This window comes from Rhizobium centroccidentale (assembly GCF_030182565.1).
GTDB lineage: Bacteria > Pseudomonadota > Alphaproteobacteria > Rhizobiales > Rhizobiaceae > Rhizobium.
Genome location: NZ_JAQJCG010000013.1, coordinates 50,453 through 63,413 on the forward strand (window position 1 = coordinate 50,453; position 12,961 = coordinate 63,413).

Sequence of the window (12,961 nt, forward strand, 5' to 3'; positions counted from 1 at the left end):
TGGAAAAACTTGAATGGCGGCTACAAATCAATTCATGGAGCTTGCTTTGGCCGAAGCGCGCCGTGCCGGAGAGCGTGGCGAAGTGCCGATCGGCGCCGTAGTCATGCTCGACAACAAGGTCATCGCCACTGCCGGCAACCGTACCCGCGAGTTCAACGACATCACCGCCCACGCCGAAATCGTCGCCATCCGCCTAGCCTGCGAGGAGCTGGGCCAGGAACGTCTTACAGGCGCCGATCTCTATGTGACGCTGGAACCTTGCACCATGTGCGCGGCGGCCATTTCGTTCGCGCGCATCCGACGTCTCTACTATGGCGCCGAGGATCCCAAAGGCGGCGGTGTCGACAATGGCGTGCGCTTCTATCGCCAGCCGACCTGCCATCATGCACCAGAGGTCTATTCCGGCCTCGGCGAGACCGCATCCGCCGACATCCTCAGAGGTTTCTTTCAAGCAAAACGCTCCGAAGACTGAAAAGCGGCAGTTTGGGACCGCCGCTTTGAGAAAGACTATTGGAAGGGCTTCCACCAGCTGCTGTTGCTGGTCTGCTGCGCGGCCTCGGCGTCCTTCTTGCGCTTCTTTTCCTTCTTCGACTCGGGCGTGCCGAGATCGTTGAGGGCAGCCTGGTCGGCAACCTGGCGATATTGCTGCGGCGGGTCGATCAGATAGCGACGCTGATCGATATAGGTGCCGGCCTGATCCTGGCGCGCGGCACGATAAGCGGCCGTCTGCTGCGCTTCGCTCATGTGATTCTTGGCGCTGTCGGCCTGAGCCAGCGGCGAACGATAGTTGACGTCGTTCTTTTTCTGATCGGCTTCTGCGGCGAGGCGCTTGCGGGCGTCTTCCGGCGATTCGAGCCAGGCCGGGTTGTCCTTGCTTGCCAGGGACTGCTGTGGAGCGGTCAGAGTGTCTTTGCTTCCGGCAACAACCAGGCCTGGGCGGTTGGGATATTTTACGCCCTTGTCCTTCGGCGTCGCCGCCGAAACGGAGGCGATGTCGCCAAGGTCATCCAGGAGCTGGACGCCGGCCGTCTTGTCGGTGCCGTAAGTCGGGCTGCTAAGGCAACCGGACATGGCGCCGCAGCCAACCACAAGTGCCGCCAAGCTGACGCCGACACGAACCTTATGCATCGCTCTCATGAAAACCCTTCCCAGCCATGCCGGAATAAACGCAATAGGACCCCATTCAACGGCAACTGCCGTAAAATTCGGGCCATTTTCAGGCAGCTTTTACCGGATGAACGCCCCAAAGGCAATTCATCCGGCAATTTTCTTCAGTTGATAGCCGCGAGCTCACGCAGCGCTGCGGCGTCACGGGCCGAGACATCCGGGTATTCCGGATCGGAGCCGACATCCGTCGTGATGCGCCAAGAACGAGCGCACTTTTGGCCTTCGGCAAGTTTGGGCACAACACTGACCTTGGCATCGTCGTCGAGGCGGAAGGCATCCGCAGGGCCCTGCTCACCCAGGATGGTGATACCGGAGGTGATGCAGATTTCCGAGAAGTCCTGACCTTCGAGCACCTTCAGCAGCTCGGGATCGGCGACATAGACGACCGGCGCGGCTTCCAACGAAGAGCCGATGCGCTTGTCCTTGCGTTCGATTTCCAGAGCGCCGGTAACGACGCTGCGTACAGCGCGGATCTTCTTCCACTTCTCGGCCAGCGCCTCGTTCTTCCACTCGGCCGGAACGGTGACGAACTGCTCGAGATGAACCGAGACTGCCGAGGGATTGCGCGAGAGCCACGCCTCTTCCGCGGTGAAGGGCAGCATCGGCGCCAGCCACGTCACCATGCAGTCGAAGATCATGCGGATGACGGCGAGAGCGGCACGGCGGCGCAGGCTCGACGGGGCATCGCAGTAGAGCGCATCCTTGCGAACGTCGAAGTAGAAGGCCGAAAGCTCGACATTGGCGAAATCGATCAGGGCGCGGGCGATGCGCTTGAAATCGAAGGCGTCGTAGCTTTCCCGCACCAGGTCGTCGAGCTCGGCGAGACGGTGCAGCATCAGCCGCTCCAGCTCCGGCATGTCGGCATAGGCGATCACCTCGCCCTTATCGTGCGCCAGTGTGCCGAGCATCCAGCGGATGGTGTTGCGCAACTTGCGATAGGCATCGACATTGGTCTGGATGATGGCTTTGCCGACGCGCAAGTCCTCAGAATAGTCCGAGGTCATAACCCAGAGGCGGAGGATGTCGGCGCCCGCATCCTTCATCACCTCTTGCGGCGAAGTGACGTTGCCCTTGGACTTCGACATCTTCTCGCCCTTCTCGTCCATGGTGAAGCCATGGGTAAGGACGGCATCGTAGGGCGCGCGGCCACGCGTCGCGGCACTTTCGAGCAGCGACGAATGGAACCAGCCGCGATGCTGGTCGGAGCCTTCGAGATAGAGGTCGGCCGGCCACTTCAGGTCCGGGCGGTCTTCCAGCGTGAAGGTGTGGGTCGAACCTGAATCGAACCAAACATCGAGGATGTCCATGACCTGTGTCCAGGGCTCGTTGGCCTTCTCGCCGAGGAAGCGCTCACGCGCTCCTTCCGCGAACCAGGCATCGGCACCTTCCTGCTCGAAAGCCTCGAGGATACGGGCGTTCACACGATCGTCCTGCAGGATGTTGCCCTGCTCGTCGACGAAGATCGCGATCGGCACACCCCAGGCGCGCTGGCGCGACAGCACCCAATCCGGGCGCTGTTCGATCATGGCACGCAGGCGGTTCTGGCCGGCGGCCGGCACGAAGCGGGTGTCATCGATCGCCTTCAGGGCGCGCGAACGCAGCGTCGAACCGTCGGCAAAGTCCTTGTCCATATAGACGAACCACTGCGGCGTGTTGCGGAAGATGACCGGCTTCTTCGACCGCCAGGAATGCGGATAAGAATGCTTCAGCCTGCCGCGTGCGAAGAGCGTGTTCGTCTCGATCAGGGCCTTGATGACCAGATCGTTGGCATTGCCCTTCTTGCCGTTGTCGTCCATGACACGGCCACCCTCGAAGCCGGGGGCATCGGCGGTGTAGAAGCCCGCGTCGTCGACCGGGAACGGGATGGCGGATGAGATGCCGCGCTTTTCGAGATCGCGGGCATGCGACGTCCAGGCGTCAAAGTCTTCGCGGCCGTGGCTGGGCGCGGTGTGGACGAAGCCCGTACCAGCATCGTCGGTAACGTGATCACCATCGAGCAGCGGCACCTTGAAGCCGTAGCCGAGAGAGGCGAGCGGATGCGCGCAGGTGAGCGCGGCCAGATCGACAGCGGTCACATCGCCGAGACGCTTGTACTGCAGCTTGGCCTTGGCGAAGGATTCCTCGGCGAGCTTGTCGGCGAAGATCAACTTCTCGCCGGGGCGCGGGCCGAAATCATTGGCCGCTTCCGTGACCTCATAGAGTCCGTAGGATACGCGCGAGGAGTATGCGATCGCCCGGTTACCGGGGATCGTCCAGGGGGTGGTCGTCCAGATGACGACGAAGGCGCCGGCGAGATTAGCCGGGCCTTCGGCCACCGGGAACTTTACCCAGATCATGTCGCTCTCGACATCGGCATATTCGACTTCGGCTTCGGCAAGCGCCGTCCGCTCGACCACCGACCACATGACCGGCTTGGAGCCACGATAAAGCTGACCGGTACGGGCGATCTTCAAAAGCTCGCCGGCGATGCGGGATTCCGCATGGAAGTTCATGGTCAGATAGGGATTGTCGAAATCGCCCGTGATGCCCAAGCGCTTGAACTCCTCGGACTGGATCTTGATCCAGCCGGCGGCAAAGTCGCGGCATTCCTGGCGAAACTCGTTCACCGGAACCTCGTCCTTGTTCTTGCCCTTCTCGCGGTACTTTTCCTCGATCTTCCATTCGATCGGCAGGCCGTGGCAATCCCAGCCCGGAACGTAATTGCTGTCATAGCCGCGCATCTGGAACGAGCGGGTGATGACGTCCTTGAGGATCTTGTTCAGCGCATGGCCGATGTGAATATGGCCATTAGCGTAGGGAGGGCCGTCATGCAGCACGAACTTTTCGCGGCCAGCGGCGGAAGAGCGCAGCTTCTTATAGAGGTTCATCTCCTCCCAGCGCTTCACCAGCTCCGGCTCCTTCTGCGGCAGTCCGGCGCGCATCGGAAAATCGGTTTCCGGCAGGTAAAGGGTCTTGGAATAATCCATCTTTTCAGCGGTATCGGTCATAGTCGTGACAATTGCCTCGGTGTCTCGGGCGTCTTGCGCCTGAACTGGCGCAGCCATACGGGGATTTTTCGGCGGCGGAAAGCGCCTCTTGAACGAGACGCCAAAAACCCGGACCTTCCGGCAGCTTACAGCGCGCGGAAGGCCGGGCCAATAATTCGTATCGCGTGGCTCAGCCGAAATTGGGTCATGGTCGCCGGTTCATAGGCGTTTTTTCCAGGGAAAGGAAGAGGAAACAGTCGCGGCAACGCACAGAAAGGCCGCGGACGTTTCCGTCCGCGGCCAATTTGAAGGTCTATCTAATCAGGCTCGTACTGCTGCCCGTGTTGGCACGACCGCATTGACGATAACGGCCACGACGATATTGGCGAGAAGCGCCAACAACCCCGTATAGACGGTGAAGCCGGTTTCGCCGAGCGGAACCATGTGCAGCGGCTTCCAGCCGGCATCCCAGACCAGATAGGTGCCGCCAAAGAAGCCGACGAACCAGCCGGCAAGCAGACCGGGCGCACGGAACCATTTGGTATAGAGACCGAAAACCAAGGCCGGCAGCGTCTGCAGGATCCAGATGCCGCCGAGCAGCTGCAGATCGAGCGCGAACTGCGTCGGCAGGAAAATGATGACCAACAGCGCGCCGACCTTGACGACAAGCGAGGTCATCTTGGCGACCTTTGCCTCGTCGGCATCGGAAACCTGCGGATCGACATAGGCCTTCCAGAAGTTGCGGGTGAAGAGATTGGCAGCGCCAATGCTCATCACGGCCGCAGGCACCAACGCCCCGATAGCGATGGCTGCGAAGGCGAAGCCTGCAAACCAGCTGGAGAACAGGGTCTGGAATAGCGCCGGAACGACATCGTTCGGGCTGTCCAACTTGAGCTGCGCAGCATGGCCCATATAGCCCAGCAGTGCCAGCAGGCCGAGCAGCAACGTATAGGCCGGCAGCAGCACCGCATTCTTGCGGATGGTGTTGCCGCTGTTGGAGGCGAAGATGCCGGTCAGCGTATGAGGATACATGAAGGCTGCGAGTGCTGAACCGAGTGCCAGTGTTGCATAAGCGACGTACTGGTTGCCGCCGAGCAGCAGACTACCCGCCCCCTTGGCTTTGAAATCCGCGTCGGCAGCCGCAAAGACATTTGCATAGCCGCCAAGCTTGGCGGGGATAAGGGCAATGGCCGCGATCACAACGATATAGATCATGATGTCCTTGACGAAGGCGATCAGCGCCGGAGCGCGAAGGCCGGCCGAATAGGTATAGAGCGCCAGGATGATGAAGGCGATTGCGAGCGGCAGTTCGCCATGAAGTCCGAGCGCCTTGAACACCGCCGTCATGCCGACGAGCTGCAGAGCGATATAGGGCATGGTGGCGATAACGCCCGTCAGAGCGACCGCCAGTTCCAGCGCCCGCGAGCCATATTGCCCGTGGACAACATCGCCCGCCGTGACATAGCCGTGATCCTTCGCGCGCTTCCAGAGAAGCGGCATAACCATGAAGACAAAGGGATAGACGACGATCGTATACGGCAGCGCGAAGAAGCCATAGGCACCGACCGTGTAGACCAGGGCTGGAACTGCGATGACCGTATAGGCGGTGTAAAAGTCGCCGCCAACGAGGAACCAGGTGATCCAAGTGCCGAAGGTGCGGCCGCCAAGGCCCCATTCGTCGATATGGGCCAAGGTCTTCGGCCTACGCCAGCGGGCGGCTACAAAGCCCATGACAGTTACAAGGGCCAGGAAGAAGATGAAGACGGCAAGCGCGGTCGGATCGATATCAGTCATCATGGCGCATGCTCCGATAGGCGATCCAGGTCAGGATAGCTGTGATCGGCACCCACGCCAGCTGATACCAGTAGAAGAAGGGGAATCCCAGCAGAACGGGGTCATGGCTGTTGTAGAAGGGAACCCAAAGCAAACCAATATAGGGAATAACGAGCAGCCAGCAGGCTGCTGTCCCAAAACGTTTATCCATCTCGTGCGCCTTTCGGAAAATGGGCGCGGCGACTCGCACCCGGCTATATGAGCATTGCAGCATCCTTCCCACCCGCTCAAGGCAAAAAGATATTGCAGCGCCGCAATCCCCGCGCGCAATTTGGCAGGTAAAATCAGCTGAAAGCGATGACCCGATCGAGCTCGCTGAGCGGCTGGACGCCGGCGAGCAGCGCCCTCGCCTCATCTTCGTCTTTACTGATTTGCGCGACCAGCGGGTCCAAGCCGTCGAACTTCAGCTCGGGGCGGAGATAGCCGAAGAAGGAGACCGAACAGACCTGTCCGTAGAGATCGCCGCTGAAATCGAAGACGAAGGTTTCCAGCAGCGGCGCGCCATTGTCCGTCACCGTCGGACGCCGGCCGTAGCTGGCGACGCCATCGCGGATGGTGCCATCGGCCGTCCGGAAGCGAACTGCATAGATGCCAGCCCTCAGCGATGACTCGGACGGCAGCTGCATGTTTGCCGTAGGGAAGCCGAGCGTGCGGCCGAGCTTCTCGCCGCCGATGACAGACGCCTGAACGGTATAACGATAGCCGAGCAGACCGGCAGCTTGAGCGACGTCGCCTTCCGCGAGCAGCGCACGAATGCGGCTCGAGGAGATGACCTCGGTGTTTTCGTCGCGAAAGGCATCGATCAGCGTCACGCCGAAGCCGTTATGGCTGCCGGCATTCATGAGGAAGGCAGGCCCTCCCTGGCGATCATGGCCGAAATGAAAATCGAAGCCAGTGACGACTTCCGATGCGTGCAGCCAGTCGATCAGGATCGAATGCACGAATTCATCCGCAGAACGCTGCGAGAAAGTACGATCGAAAGGATATTCGATGACGGCGTTGAAGCCGAGCGCCTCCAGCAACCGCGCTCGCAAAGGCGCAGGCGTCAGGCGGAAGACGGGATGATCCGGCCTGAAGACGGTGCGCGGATGCGGCTCGAAAGTCAGCACCAATGCGGGAATGCCGCGCTCCCTGGCGATCTCCAGCGCACGCGTCAGCACCGATTGATGGCCGCGATGCACGCCGTCGAAATTGCCGATGGCGACCACACCGCCCTTCAAGGCATCGGGAAGCGGCTCGCGGGTTTCGTTGCGATGGAAAACGGTCATCGACTGCCACTCTCCTCAGACAAGGCGCGGCATCCACCACTTCGGCGAGGCCTGCTCACGCGCCAAGAAGGCGCCGAGAGCGGCCTCATCCGTATGCCCCTCGACGACATATTCGCGGGCGTGGATGCCATGGCTGATATAAAGAAGATCGAGGCCGTAATCGAGTGCGCCGCGTACGTCGGTCGGCATGCCGTCGCCGATCGCCACCACGCGTGACAGCGGAAACTCGCTTTTCACCTCGCGGGCCGCCGCGATCGCGGCATCGTAGATCGGCTGATGCGGCTTGCCGGCGATGCGCGTCTGGCCGCCGAGCCGCTCATAATAGGCGGCCATGGCGCCGGCGCAGGGGATCATGCGATGGCCGCGCTCGACGACGAGATCCGGATTGGCGCAGATCAGCGGCACGTTGCGGGCCGACCAGGCCGTCAGCATCTCGGTGTAATCGTCAGGCGTTTCAGTCTCGTCATCGAAGAAGCCGGTGCAGACGATGCTTTCCGCCTCGCTAGCCTCGACGCGCTGCACGTCCAGACCTTCCAGAATGCCGATATCGCGCTCGGGGCCGAGCAGGAACACCTTCTTCGGCCCCTCGGCAATCAGCTTGCGCGTCACGTCGCCCGACGTGATGATGCGATCATAGACGCTGTCAGGAACACCGATCGCACGCAGCTGCTCGACGACCTTCGGAGCGACGCGCGGAGAATTCGTGATGAGGACGACCGCAAGGCCTTCGCTGCGGGCAGCTTCGAGCGCGATGGAGGCCTCCTTGTAGGCCGTGACGCCGTTATGGAGCACGCCCCAGACATCGCAGAGCGCAACATCATAAAGTCCGCCGATGTCGCGAAAGCTCTCGATCCGTTTGCCCATGCCGTCCTCGCATCAAATAAATCACGGGCTGACATCGCAAACCGGCTGGCAAATTACAAGAGCGGCATGCAAGGTTTTTGCGTCGCACAAGGCCTGAGCAGCGAGCGTGGGCAAGGTCGGCGGGCGGCAAGATTGCGCAGCGGAAGCAACGGGATGACGGTCTGGAAAAGGCGTGATCCGACCCTGTCTTCACGAGGGCAAAATGAGAGCACCTTTGCAACCACATGCTACGCGGCGCCGCCATGGGCGTTAATCATCCTCAAAACAAGCCGAGGCGCGCCGCAAAAAATTCACAGGGCTGTCCTTGACTCGTCCGGAAGCCACCCCTAAATCACCGTCGCTAGCACTCTCAGAGGATGAGTGCTAACAAAATCCATACGGATCCCCGCTGATCCGTGAATGTCATTTGATCGAGGGATTAGACAATGGCAAGCACCAATTTCCGCCCCCTTCATGACCGCGTCGTCGTTCGTCGCGTCGAGTCGGAAGAAAAGACCAAGGGTGGCATCATCATTCCCGATACCGCCAAGGAAAAGCCGCAGGAAGGCGAAATCGTCGCCGTCGGTTCCGGCGCTCGCGATGAATCCGGCAAGGTCGTAGCACTCGACGTCAAGGTTGGCGATCGCGTTCTGTTCGGCAAGTGGTCGGGCACCGAAGTCAAGCTCAACGGCGAAGACCTTCTGATCATGAAGGAAGCCGACGTCATGGGCATCATCGGCTAATTCAGCCGGTTCCCTTTTCCGATACAGCTGACGGGCCTTAAAGCCCCGAAAACGCGAATTCAGGAGTTTCAAACATGGCAGCTAAAGAAGTAAAATTCGGCCGCGGCGCCCGCGAAAAGATGCTTCGTGGCGTCGACATCCTCGCTGACGCAGTGAAGGTCACGCTCGGCCCGAAGGGTCGTAACGTCGTTATCGACAAGTCCTTCGGCGCTCCGCGCATCACCAAGGACGGCGTTTCCGTCGCCAAGGAAATCGAACTCGAAGACAAGTTCGAAAACATGGGCGCCCAGATGGTCCGCGAAGTCGCTTCGAAGACCAACGACGTCGCCGGTGACGGCACCACCACTGCAACCGTTCTCGCCCAGGCGATCGTTCGCGAAGGCGCCAAGGCTGTTGCGGCCGGCATGAACCCGATGGACCTGAAGCGCGGTATCGACCTCGCCGTTGCAGAAGTCGTCAAGGATCTCCAGGCCAAGGCCAAGAAGATCAACACCTCGGAAGAAGTTGCCCAGGTCGGCACGATCTCCGCAAACGGCGAAAAGCAGATCGGTCTCGATATTGCTGAAGCCATGCAGAAGGTCGGCAACGAAGGCGTCATCACGGTTGAAGAAGCCAAGACCGCCGAAACCGAACTCGAAGTCGTCGAAGGCATGCAGTTCGACCGCGGCTACCTCAGCCCCTACTTCGTAACCAACCCGGAAAAGATGATCGCCGACCTCGAAGACGCGTTCATCCTGCTCCACGAGAAGAAGCTCTCGAACCTGCAGGCCATGCTTCCGGTTCTCGAAGCCGTCGTTCAGACCGGCAAGCCGCTCCTCATCATCGCTGAAGACGTCGAAGGCGAAGCTCTCGCGACCCTCGTCGTCAACAAGCTGCGCGGTGGCCTCAAGATCGCTGCTGTCAAGGCTCCGGGCTTCGGTGACCGCCGCAAGGCCATGCTGGAAGACATCGCCATCCTGACGGGCGGCACTGTCATCTCCGAAGACCTCGGCATCAAGCTCGAGTCCGTCACCCTCGACATGCTCGGCCGTTCCAAGAAGGTTTCGATCTCCAAGGAAAACACCACGATCGTCGACGGCGCTGGCGCCAAGTCCGACATCGAAGGCCGTGTTGCCCAGATCAAGGCTCAGATCGAAGAAACCACCTCCGACTACGACCGCGAGAAGCTGCAGGAACGTCTTGCCAAGCTCGCTGGCGGCGTTGCCGTGATCCGCGTTGGCGGCTCGACGGAAGTCGAAGTGAAGGAAAAGAAGGACCGCATCGACGACGCTCTCAACGCGACGCGCGCTGCCGTTCAGGAAGGTATCGTACCGGGCGGCGGTATCGCTCTCCTGCGCTCCTCCACGAAGATCACTGCCAAGGGTGAAAATCAGGATCAGGAAGCCGGCGTCAACATCGTTCGCCGCGCCCTGCAGTCGCTGGTTCGCCAGATCGCTGAAAACGCTGGTGATGAAGCTTCGATCGTTGTCGGCAAGGTTCTCGACAAGAACGAAGACAACTATGGCTACAACGCCCAGACGTCTGAATATGGCGACATGATCGCCATGGGCATCGTCGACCCGGTCAAGGTTGTCCGCACGGCTCTGCAGAACGCAGCTTCGGTTGCTTCGCTGCTGATCACCACCGAAGCCATGATCGCCGAACTGCCGAAGAAGGATGCCCCTGCTGGCATGCCGGGCGGTATGGGCGGCATGGGTGGAATGGACATGATGTGATAAGGCCTCAGCCTTAGTACATTTGTTCAATCCGACATTCGGAATTGACGAAGGGCGGCCCTCGGGTCGCCCTTTTCGTTTTTAGCCCTTATGACTTCGGTCCCAAGCCGCCAAGTCTTGCGGTAGCGCAAATTTACGCAAATTGCCCCATTGCCGTTTTCAAAAAAGCTCTTATAAATCGCAGCGCAGCGATTTTAGAGGGTTAGCTGCAATGAACGCAAATTTTACTTACATTCGGCACGATTAATCGGCACCCACGCATGTTTATGATCTTAAGGATCGAGAGGCGTCTGGATTTTTTACTTGAAATGACTTCATAGCTTGGATCACCAAGCCGGAACAAGCATGACAGAAAATGGAAGCAGCAGAACCGAATGCCCTGCCTTTCATCGGATGCGGCATACGGGAAGACATTCCATCCGGAAGACGCCTGGGAATTTGGATACAGCGCGAGGGGGGACCTGGCGCTCAAATGGGGATCATCTTGTTCAAGATTGCCAAGGCCAATTTTTCCGCACCGTTTGCGCCGGGCTCGCTGGAGTTCGAGGGCCATGACCCCGATCTTTTGGCTCAGTTCTGTATTTCCGAGGGATGGACGGGCGATCTTTCAAGCGGCATCATCAAACTTGGGCAGTGGGGCACAATGCTGCATGGGCTGAGTTCCTCGGAATGCGGCCTGCTGAGCCTCATGTATTGTTATGACCTGCAGGATCGGGCCCGTATCCTCGATCTTTTCGAGCAGGCGGCTACGGCCAATTCGTGCTTCTGCTATTCGACGACGATGCTCGGCGCAGGCGGTCATCGTCAGCCGGTCTTTTGCGTTGGCGAATCCGTTGCTGCCGACAAGCAGCATGCCGGCAGCATGGTCGGCGTTTTCCTGTTTCCACGCTTCAAGCTGGAACCGGGCAGCCAGCTCGCCACCCGGCAGTAAACAGCTGTCGATGCTGGTCGGGTGAATTCACCCAACCAGCTATCGGGCCTAACGTGATCAATCCCGCTTCGGAATGCTGAGACCGCGCTGGCTTGCCGGACGCGCAAGCGCGCGGTCCAGCCAGGCCATGACCGAGGGGAAACTTTCGAACTCCAGAACCTCGCGGCCACCATAGAAGACGTCGACGCCGCGAACCCAGGGGAACGTGGTGATGTCGGCGATGGTGTATTCATCGCCCATGATCCATTCGCGCCCCTGCAGGCGGTTCTCCAGAACGCTGAGCAGGCGCTTGGCCTCATCGCGATAACGCTCGACCGGATAGGGGTTATTGGCGACCTTTTCGGCCGCAAATTTGAAAAAATGGCCAAACTGGCCGAACATGGGACCGACACCTGCCATCTGGAAGAAGACCCATTCAAGGGTCTCGTAGCGCCCGGCTGCGTCGCTCGGAATGAGTTTTCCAGTCTTTTCCGCCAGATAGACCAGGATCGCACCGGATTCGAAAAGACCGATCGGCTTGCCGTCGGGGCCATTGGGATCGATGATTGCAGGAATGCGGCCGTTCGGGTTCAGCGAAACGAATTCCGGGGATTTCTGATCGTTGGTGCCGAAGGAGATCAGATGCGGCTCATAGGCCAGACCGAGTTCCTCCAGAGCGATCGAGACTTTGACACCGTTCGGCGTCGGCAGGGAATAGAGCTGGATGATATCCGGATTGCTGGCAGGCCAGCGCTTCGTGATCGGAAAGGACGACAGATCGGCCATGGGCTGCTCCTGAAAACCATGATTTGACAACTGATTTGGCGCCACAATAGCCGATACGGCTCGTATGGGAAGAGCGATCTAAGCGGATCATTGTTCAATGATTGTGAACTAATTGTATGCAGTTGTTTATCTTTTCAACTCCTCGAAAATCACGAATATCTTTCTTCAGAAATTGTCGCCACCCGATCCCAAGTGAATTTACCGGAGACTGTCATGTCCAACACCAACAACATCATCATTCTTGTGGCGCGCATCCTGCTCGCCTTCATGTTCATCTTCGCCGGTTTCGGCAAGCTGACGGATCCGGCCGGCACCGCGGGCATGATTGCCGGCGCTGGTATGCCAGCCGCAACGCTGCTCACCTATCTTGCCGGCGCCTTCGAATTCGTCACCGGCGTCTGCGTCCTCATCGGCTTCCAGATCCGCATCGTCGGCTGGCTGCTCGCCGCCTTCTGCGTCTTCACCGGCATCGTATTTCATCTGCCGACCGTCAATGTTCCGGACTTCCCGGCTGCGGCGAATGGGTGGATCAATGGCCTGAACTTCGTGAACTTCCTAAAGAACATCACGCTCGCCGGCGCCTACATCATGCTCGCCACCAACGGCGCAGGCGTCTACTCGGTCGACGCTCGCCGCGGTGCCTACGCAGCCGCCTAAGTGCTGCCTATCTCCCAAGACAAAAGGCCCGCCGGAATTCCGGCGGGCCTTTTTACGTCAAATGTTTGGGAAA

12 protein-coding genes are annotated in these 12,961 nt (G+C 59.7%); 5 read left to right on the forward strand and 7 right to left on the reverse strand.

The genetic code is table 11. The features are described from left to right. Positions 1-13: 13 nt before the first annotated feature. Entirely contained in the window at positions 14-472 is a 459-nt protein-coding gene (locus PH562_RS17900; RefSeq protein WP_285174422.1) for a nucleoside deaminase, read from the forward strand. A gap of 35 nt (positions 473-507) precedes the next feature. Here PH562_RS17900 and PH562_RS17905 read toward each other — a convergent pair whose 3' ends face one another. The 6 genes from PH562_RS17905 to PH562_RS17930 all read right to left on the reverse strand — a co-directional run bounded on the left by PH562_RS17905 (position 508) and on the right by PH562_RS17930 (position 8,098). Further along, positions 508-1,137: a hypothetical protein gene (locus PH562_RS17905; protein WP_285174423.1), complete on the reverse strand. Its 630-nt coding sequence runs from the start codon at positions 1,135-1,137 to the stop codon at positions 508-510. A gap of 134 nt (positions 1,138-1,271) precedes the next feature. Beyond that, positions 1,272-4,154, reverse strand: a complete 2,883-nt coding sequence (ileS, locus tag PH562_RS17910; RefSeq protein ID WP_285174572.1) for an isoleucine--tRNA ligase — start codon at positions 4,152-4,154, stop codon at positions 1,272-1,274. Between the two features lie 300 nt (positions 4,155-4,454). Continuing rightward, on the reverse strand, positions 4,455-5,930 hold the full coding sequence (mctP, locus tag PH562_RS17915) for a monocarboxylate uptake permease MctP (RefSeq protein ID WP_113233152.1): 1,476 nt from the start codon (positions 5,928-5,930) through the stop codon (positions 4,455-4,457). Then, positions 5,920-6,117: a DUF3311 domain-containing protein gene (locus PH562_RS17920; RefSeq protein WP_047627888.1), complete on the reverse strand. Its 198-nt coding sequence runs from the start codon at positions 6,115-6,117 to the stop codon at positions 5,920-5,922. The genes mctP and PH562_RS17920 overlap by 11 nt, the downstream gene beginning before the upstream one ends. A gap of 133 nt (positions 6,118-6,250) precedes the next feature. Next, positions 6,251-7,234 carry a bifunctional riboflavin kinase/FAD synthetase gene (locus PH562_RS17925; RefSeq protein ID WP_285174424.1) on the reverse strand — a complete coding sequence of 328 codons (984 nt, stop codon included), beginning with the start codon at positions 7,232-7,234 and terminating at the stop codon, positions 6,251-6,253. A gap of 15 nt (positions 7,235-7,249) precedes the next feature. After that, the gene (locus tag PH562_RS17930) at positions 7,250-8,098 is read right to left on the reverse strand and encodes a TIGR01459 family HAD-type hydrolase (RefSeq protein WP_285174425.1); all 849 of its coding nucleotides are present in this window, start codon (positions 8,096-8,098) and stop codon (positions 7,250-7,252) included. 425 nt (positions 8,099-8,523) lie between these two features. Here PH562_RS17930 and groES point away from each other — a divergent pair, with 425 nt between their 5' ends. The 3 genes from groES to PH562_RS17945 all read left to right on the forward strand — a co-directional run bounded on the left by groES (position 8,524) and on the right by PH562_RS17945 (position 11,466). Then, a complete protein-coding gene (gene groES, locus PH562_RS17935) occupies positions 8,524-8,820 on the forward strand; it encodes a co-chaperone GroES (RefSeq protein WP_113233149.1) in 297 nt (98 codons plus the stop codon). Positions 8,821-8,894: 74 nt separating this feature from the next. After that, positions 8,895-10,535, forward strand: coding sequence for a chaperonin GroEL (gene groL, locus PH562_RS17940; protein WP_113234049.1), 1,641 nt, complete (start codon positions 8,895-8,897; stop codon positions 10,533-10,535). A gap of 472 nt (positions 10,536-11,007) precedes the next feature. Continuing rightward, positions 11,008-11,466: a hypothetical protein gene (locus PH562_RS17945; RefSeq protein ID WP_285174426.1), complete on the forward strand. Its 459-nt coding sequence runs from the start codon at positions 11,008-11,010 to the stop codon at positions 11,464-11,466. A gap of 57 nt (positions 11,467-11,523) precedes the next feature. Here the strand turns inward: PH562_RS17945 and PH562_RS17950 are convergent, their stop codons facing one another. Next, entirely contained in the window at positions 11,524-12,231 is a 708-nt protein-coding gene (locus tag PH562_RS17950; protein ID WP_285174427.1) for a glutathione binding-like protein, read from the reverse strand. Positions 12,232-12,444: 213 nt separating this feature from the next. On the opposite strand from PH562_RS17950, the gene PH562_RS17955 reads away from it, so the two are divergent. Next, positions 12,445-12,888 carry a DoxX family protein gene (locus tag PH562_RS17955; protein WP_285174428.1) on the forward strand — a complete coding sequence of 148 codons (444 nt, stop codon included), beginning with the start codon at positions 12,445-12,447 and terminating at the stop codon, positions 12,886-12,888. Positions 12,889-12,961 lie beyond the last annotated feature (73 nt).

What these genes read in the sequence shown, in the direction of transcription:
- PH562_RS17905 (WP_285174423.1), bottom strand. Translation starts at nt 1,137, where the DNA reads ATGAGAGCGATGCATAAGGTTCGTGTCGGCGTCAGCTTGGCGGCACTT.
- PH562_RS17900 (WP_285174422.1), top strand. Translation starts at nt 14, where the DNA reads ATGGCGGCTACAAATCAATTCATGGAGCTTGCTTTGGCCGAAGCGCGC.
- groL (WP_113234049.1), top strand. Translation starts at nt 8,895, where the DNA reads ATGGCAGCTAAAGAAGTAAAATTCGGCCGCGGCGCCCGCGAAAAGATG.
- groES (WP_113233149.1), top strand. Translation starts at nt 8,524, where the DNA reads ATGGCAAGCACCAATTTCCGCCCCCTTCATGACCGCGTCGTCGTTCGT.
- mctP (WP_113233152.1), bottom strand. Translation starts at nt 5,930, where the DNA reads ATGATGACTGATATCGATCCGACCGCGCTTGCCGTCTTCATCTTCTTC.
- ileS (WP_285174572.1), bottom strand. Translation starts at nt 4,154, where the DNA reads ATGACCGATACCGCTGAAAAGATGGATTATTCCAAGACCCTTTACCTG.
- PH562_RS17950 (WP_285174427.1), bottom strand. Translation starts at nt 12,231, where the DNA reads ATGGCCGATCTGTCGTCCTTTCCGATCACGAAGCGCTGGCCTGCCAGC.
- PH562_RS17955 (WP_285174428.1), top strand. Translation starts at nt 12,445, where the DNA reads ATGTCCAACACCAACAACATCATCATTCTTGTGGCGCGCATCCTGCTC.
- PH562_RS17920 (WP_047627888.1), bottom strand. Translation starts at nt 6,117, where the DNA reads ATGGATAAACGTTTTGGGACAGCAGCCTGCTGGCTGCTCGTTATTCCC.
- PH562_RS17945 (WP_285174426.1), top strand. Translation starts at nt 11,008, where the DNA reads ATGGGGATCATCTTGTTCAAGATTGCCAAGGCCAATTTTTCCGCACCG.
- PH562_RS17925 (WP_285174424.1), bottom strand. Translation starts at nt 7,234, where the DNA reads ATGACCGTTTTCCATCGCAACGAAACCCGCGAGCCGCTTCCCGATGCC.
- PH562_RS17930 (WP_285174425.1), bottom strand. Translation starts at nt 8,098, where the DNA reads ATGGGCAAACGGATCGAGAGCTTTCGCGACATCGGCGGACTTTATGAT.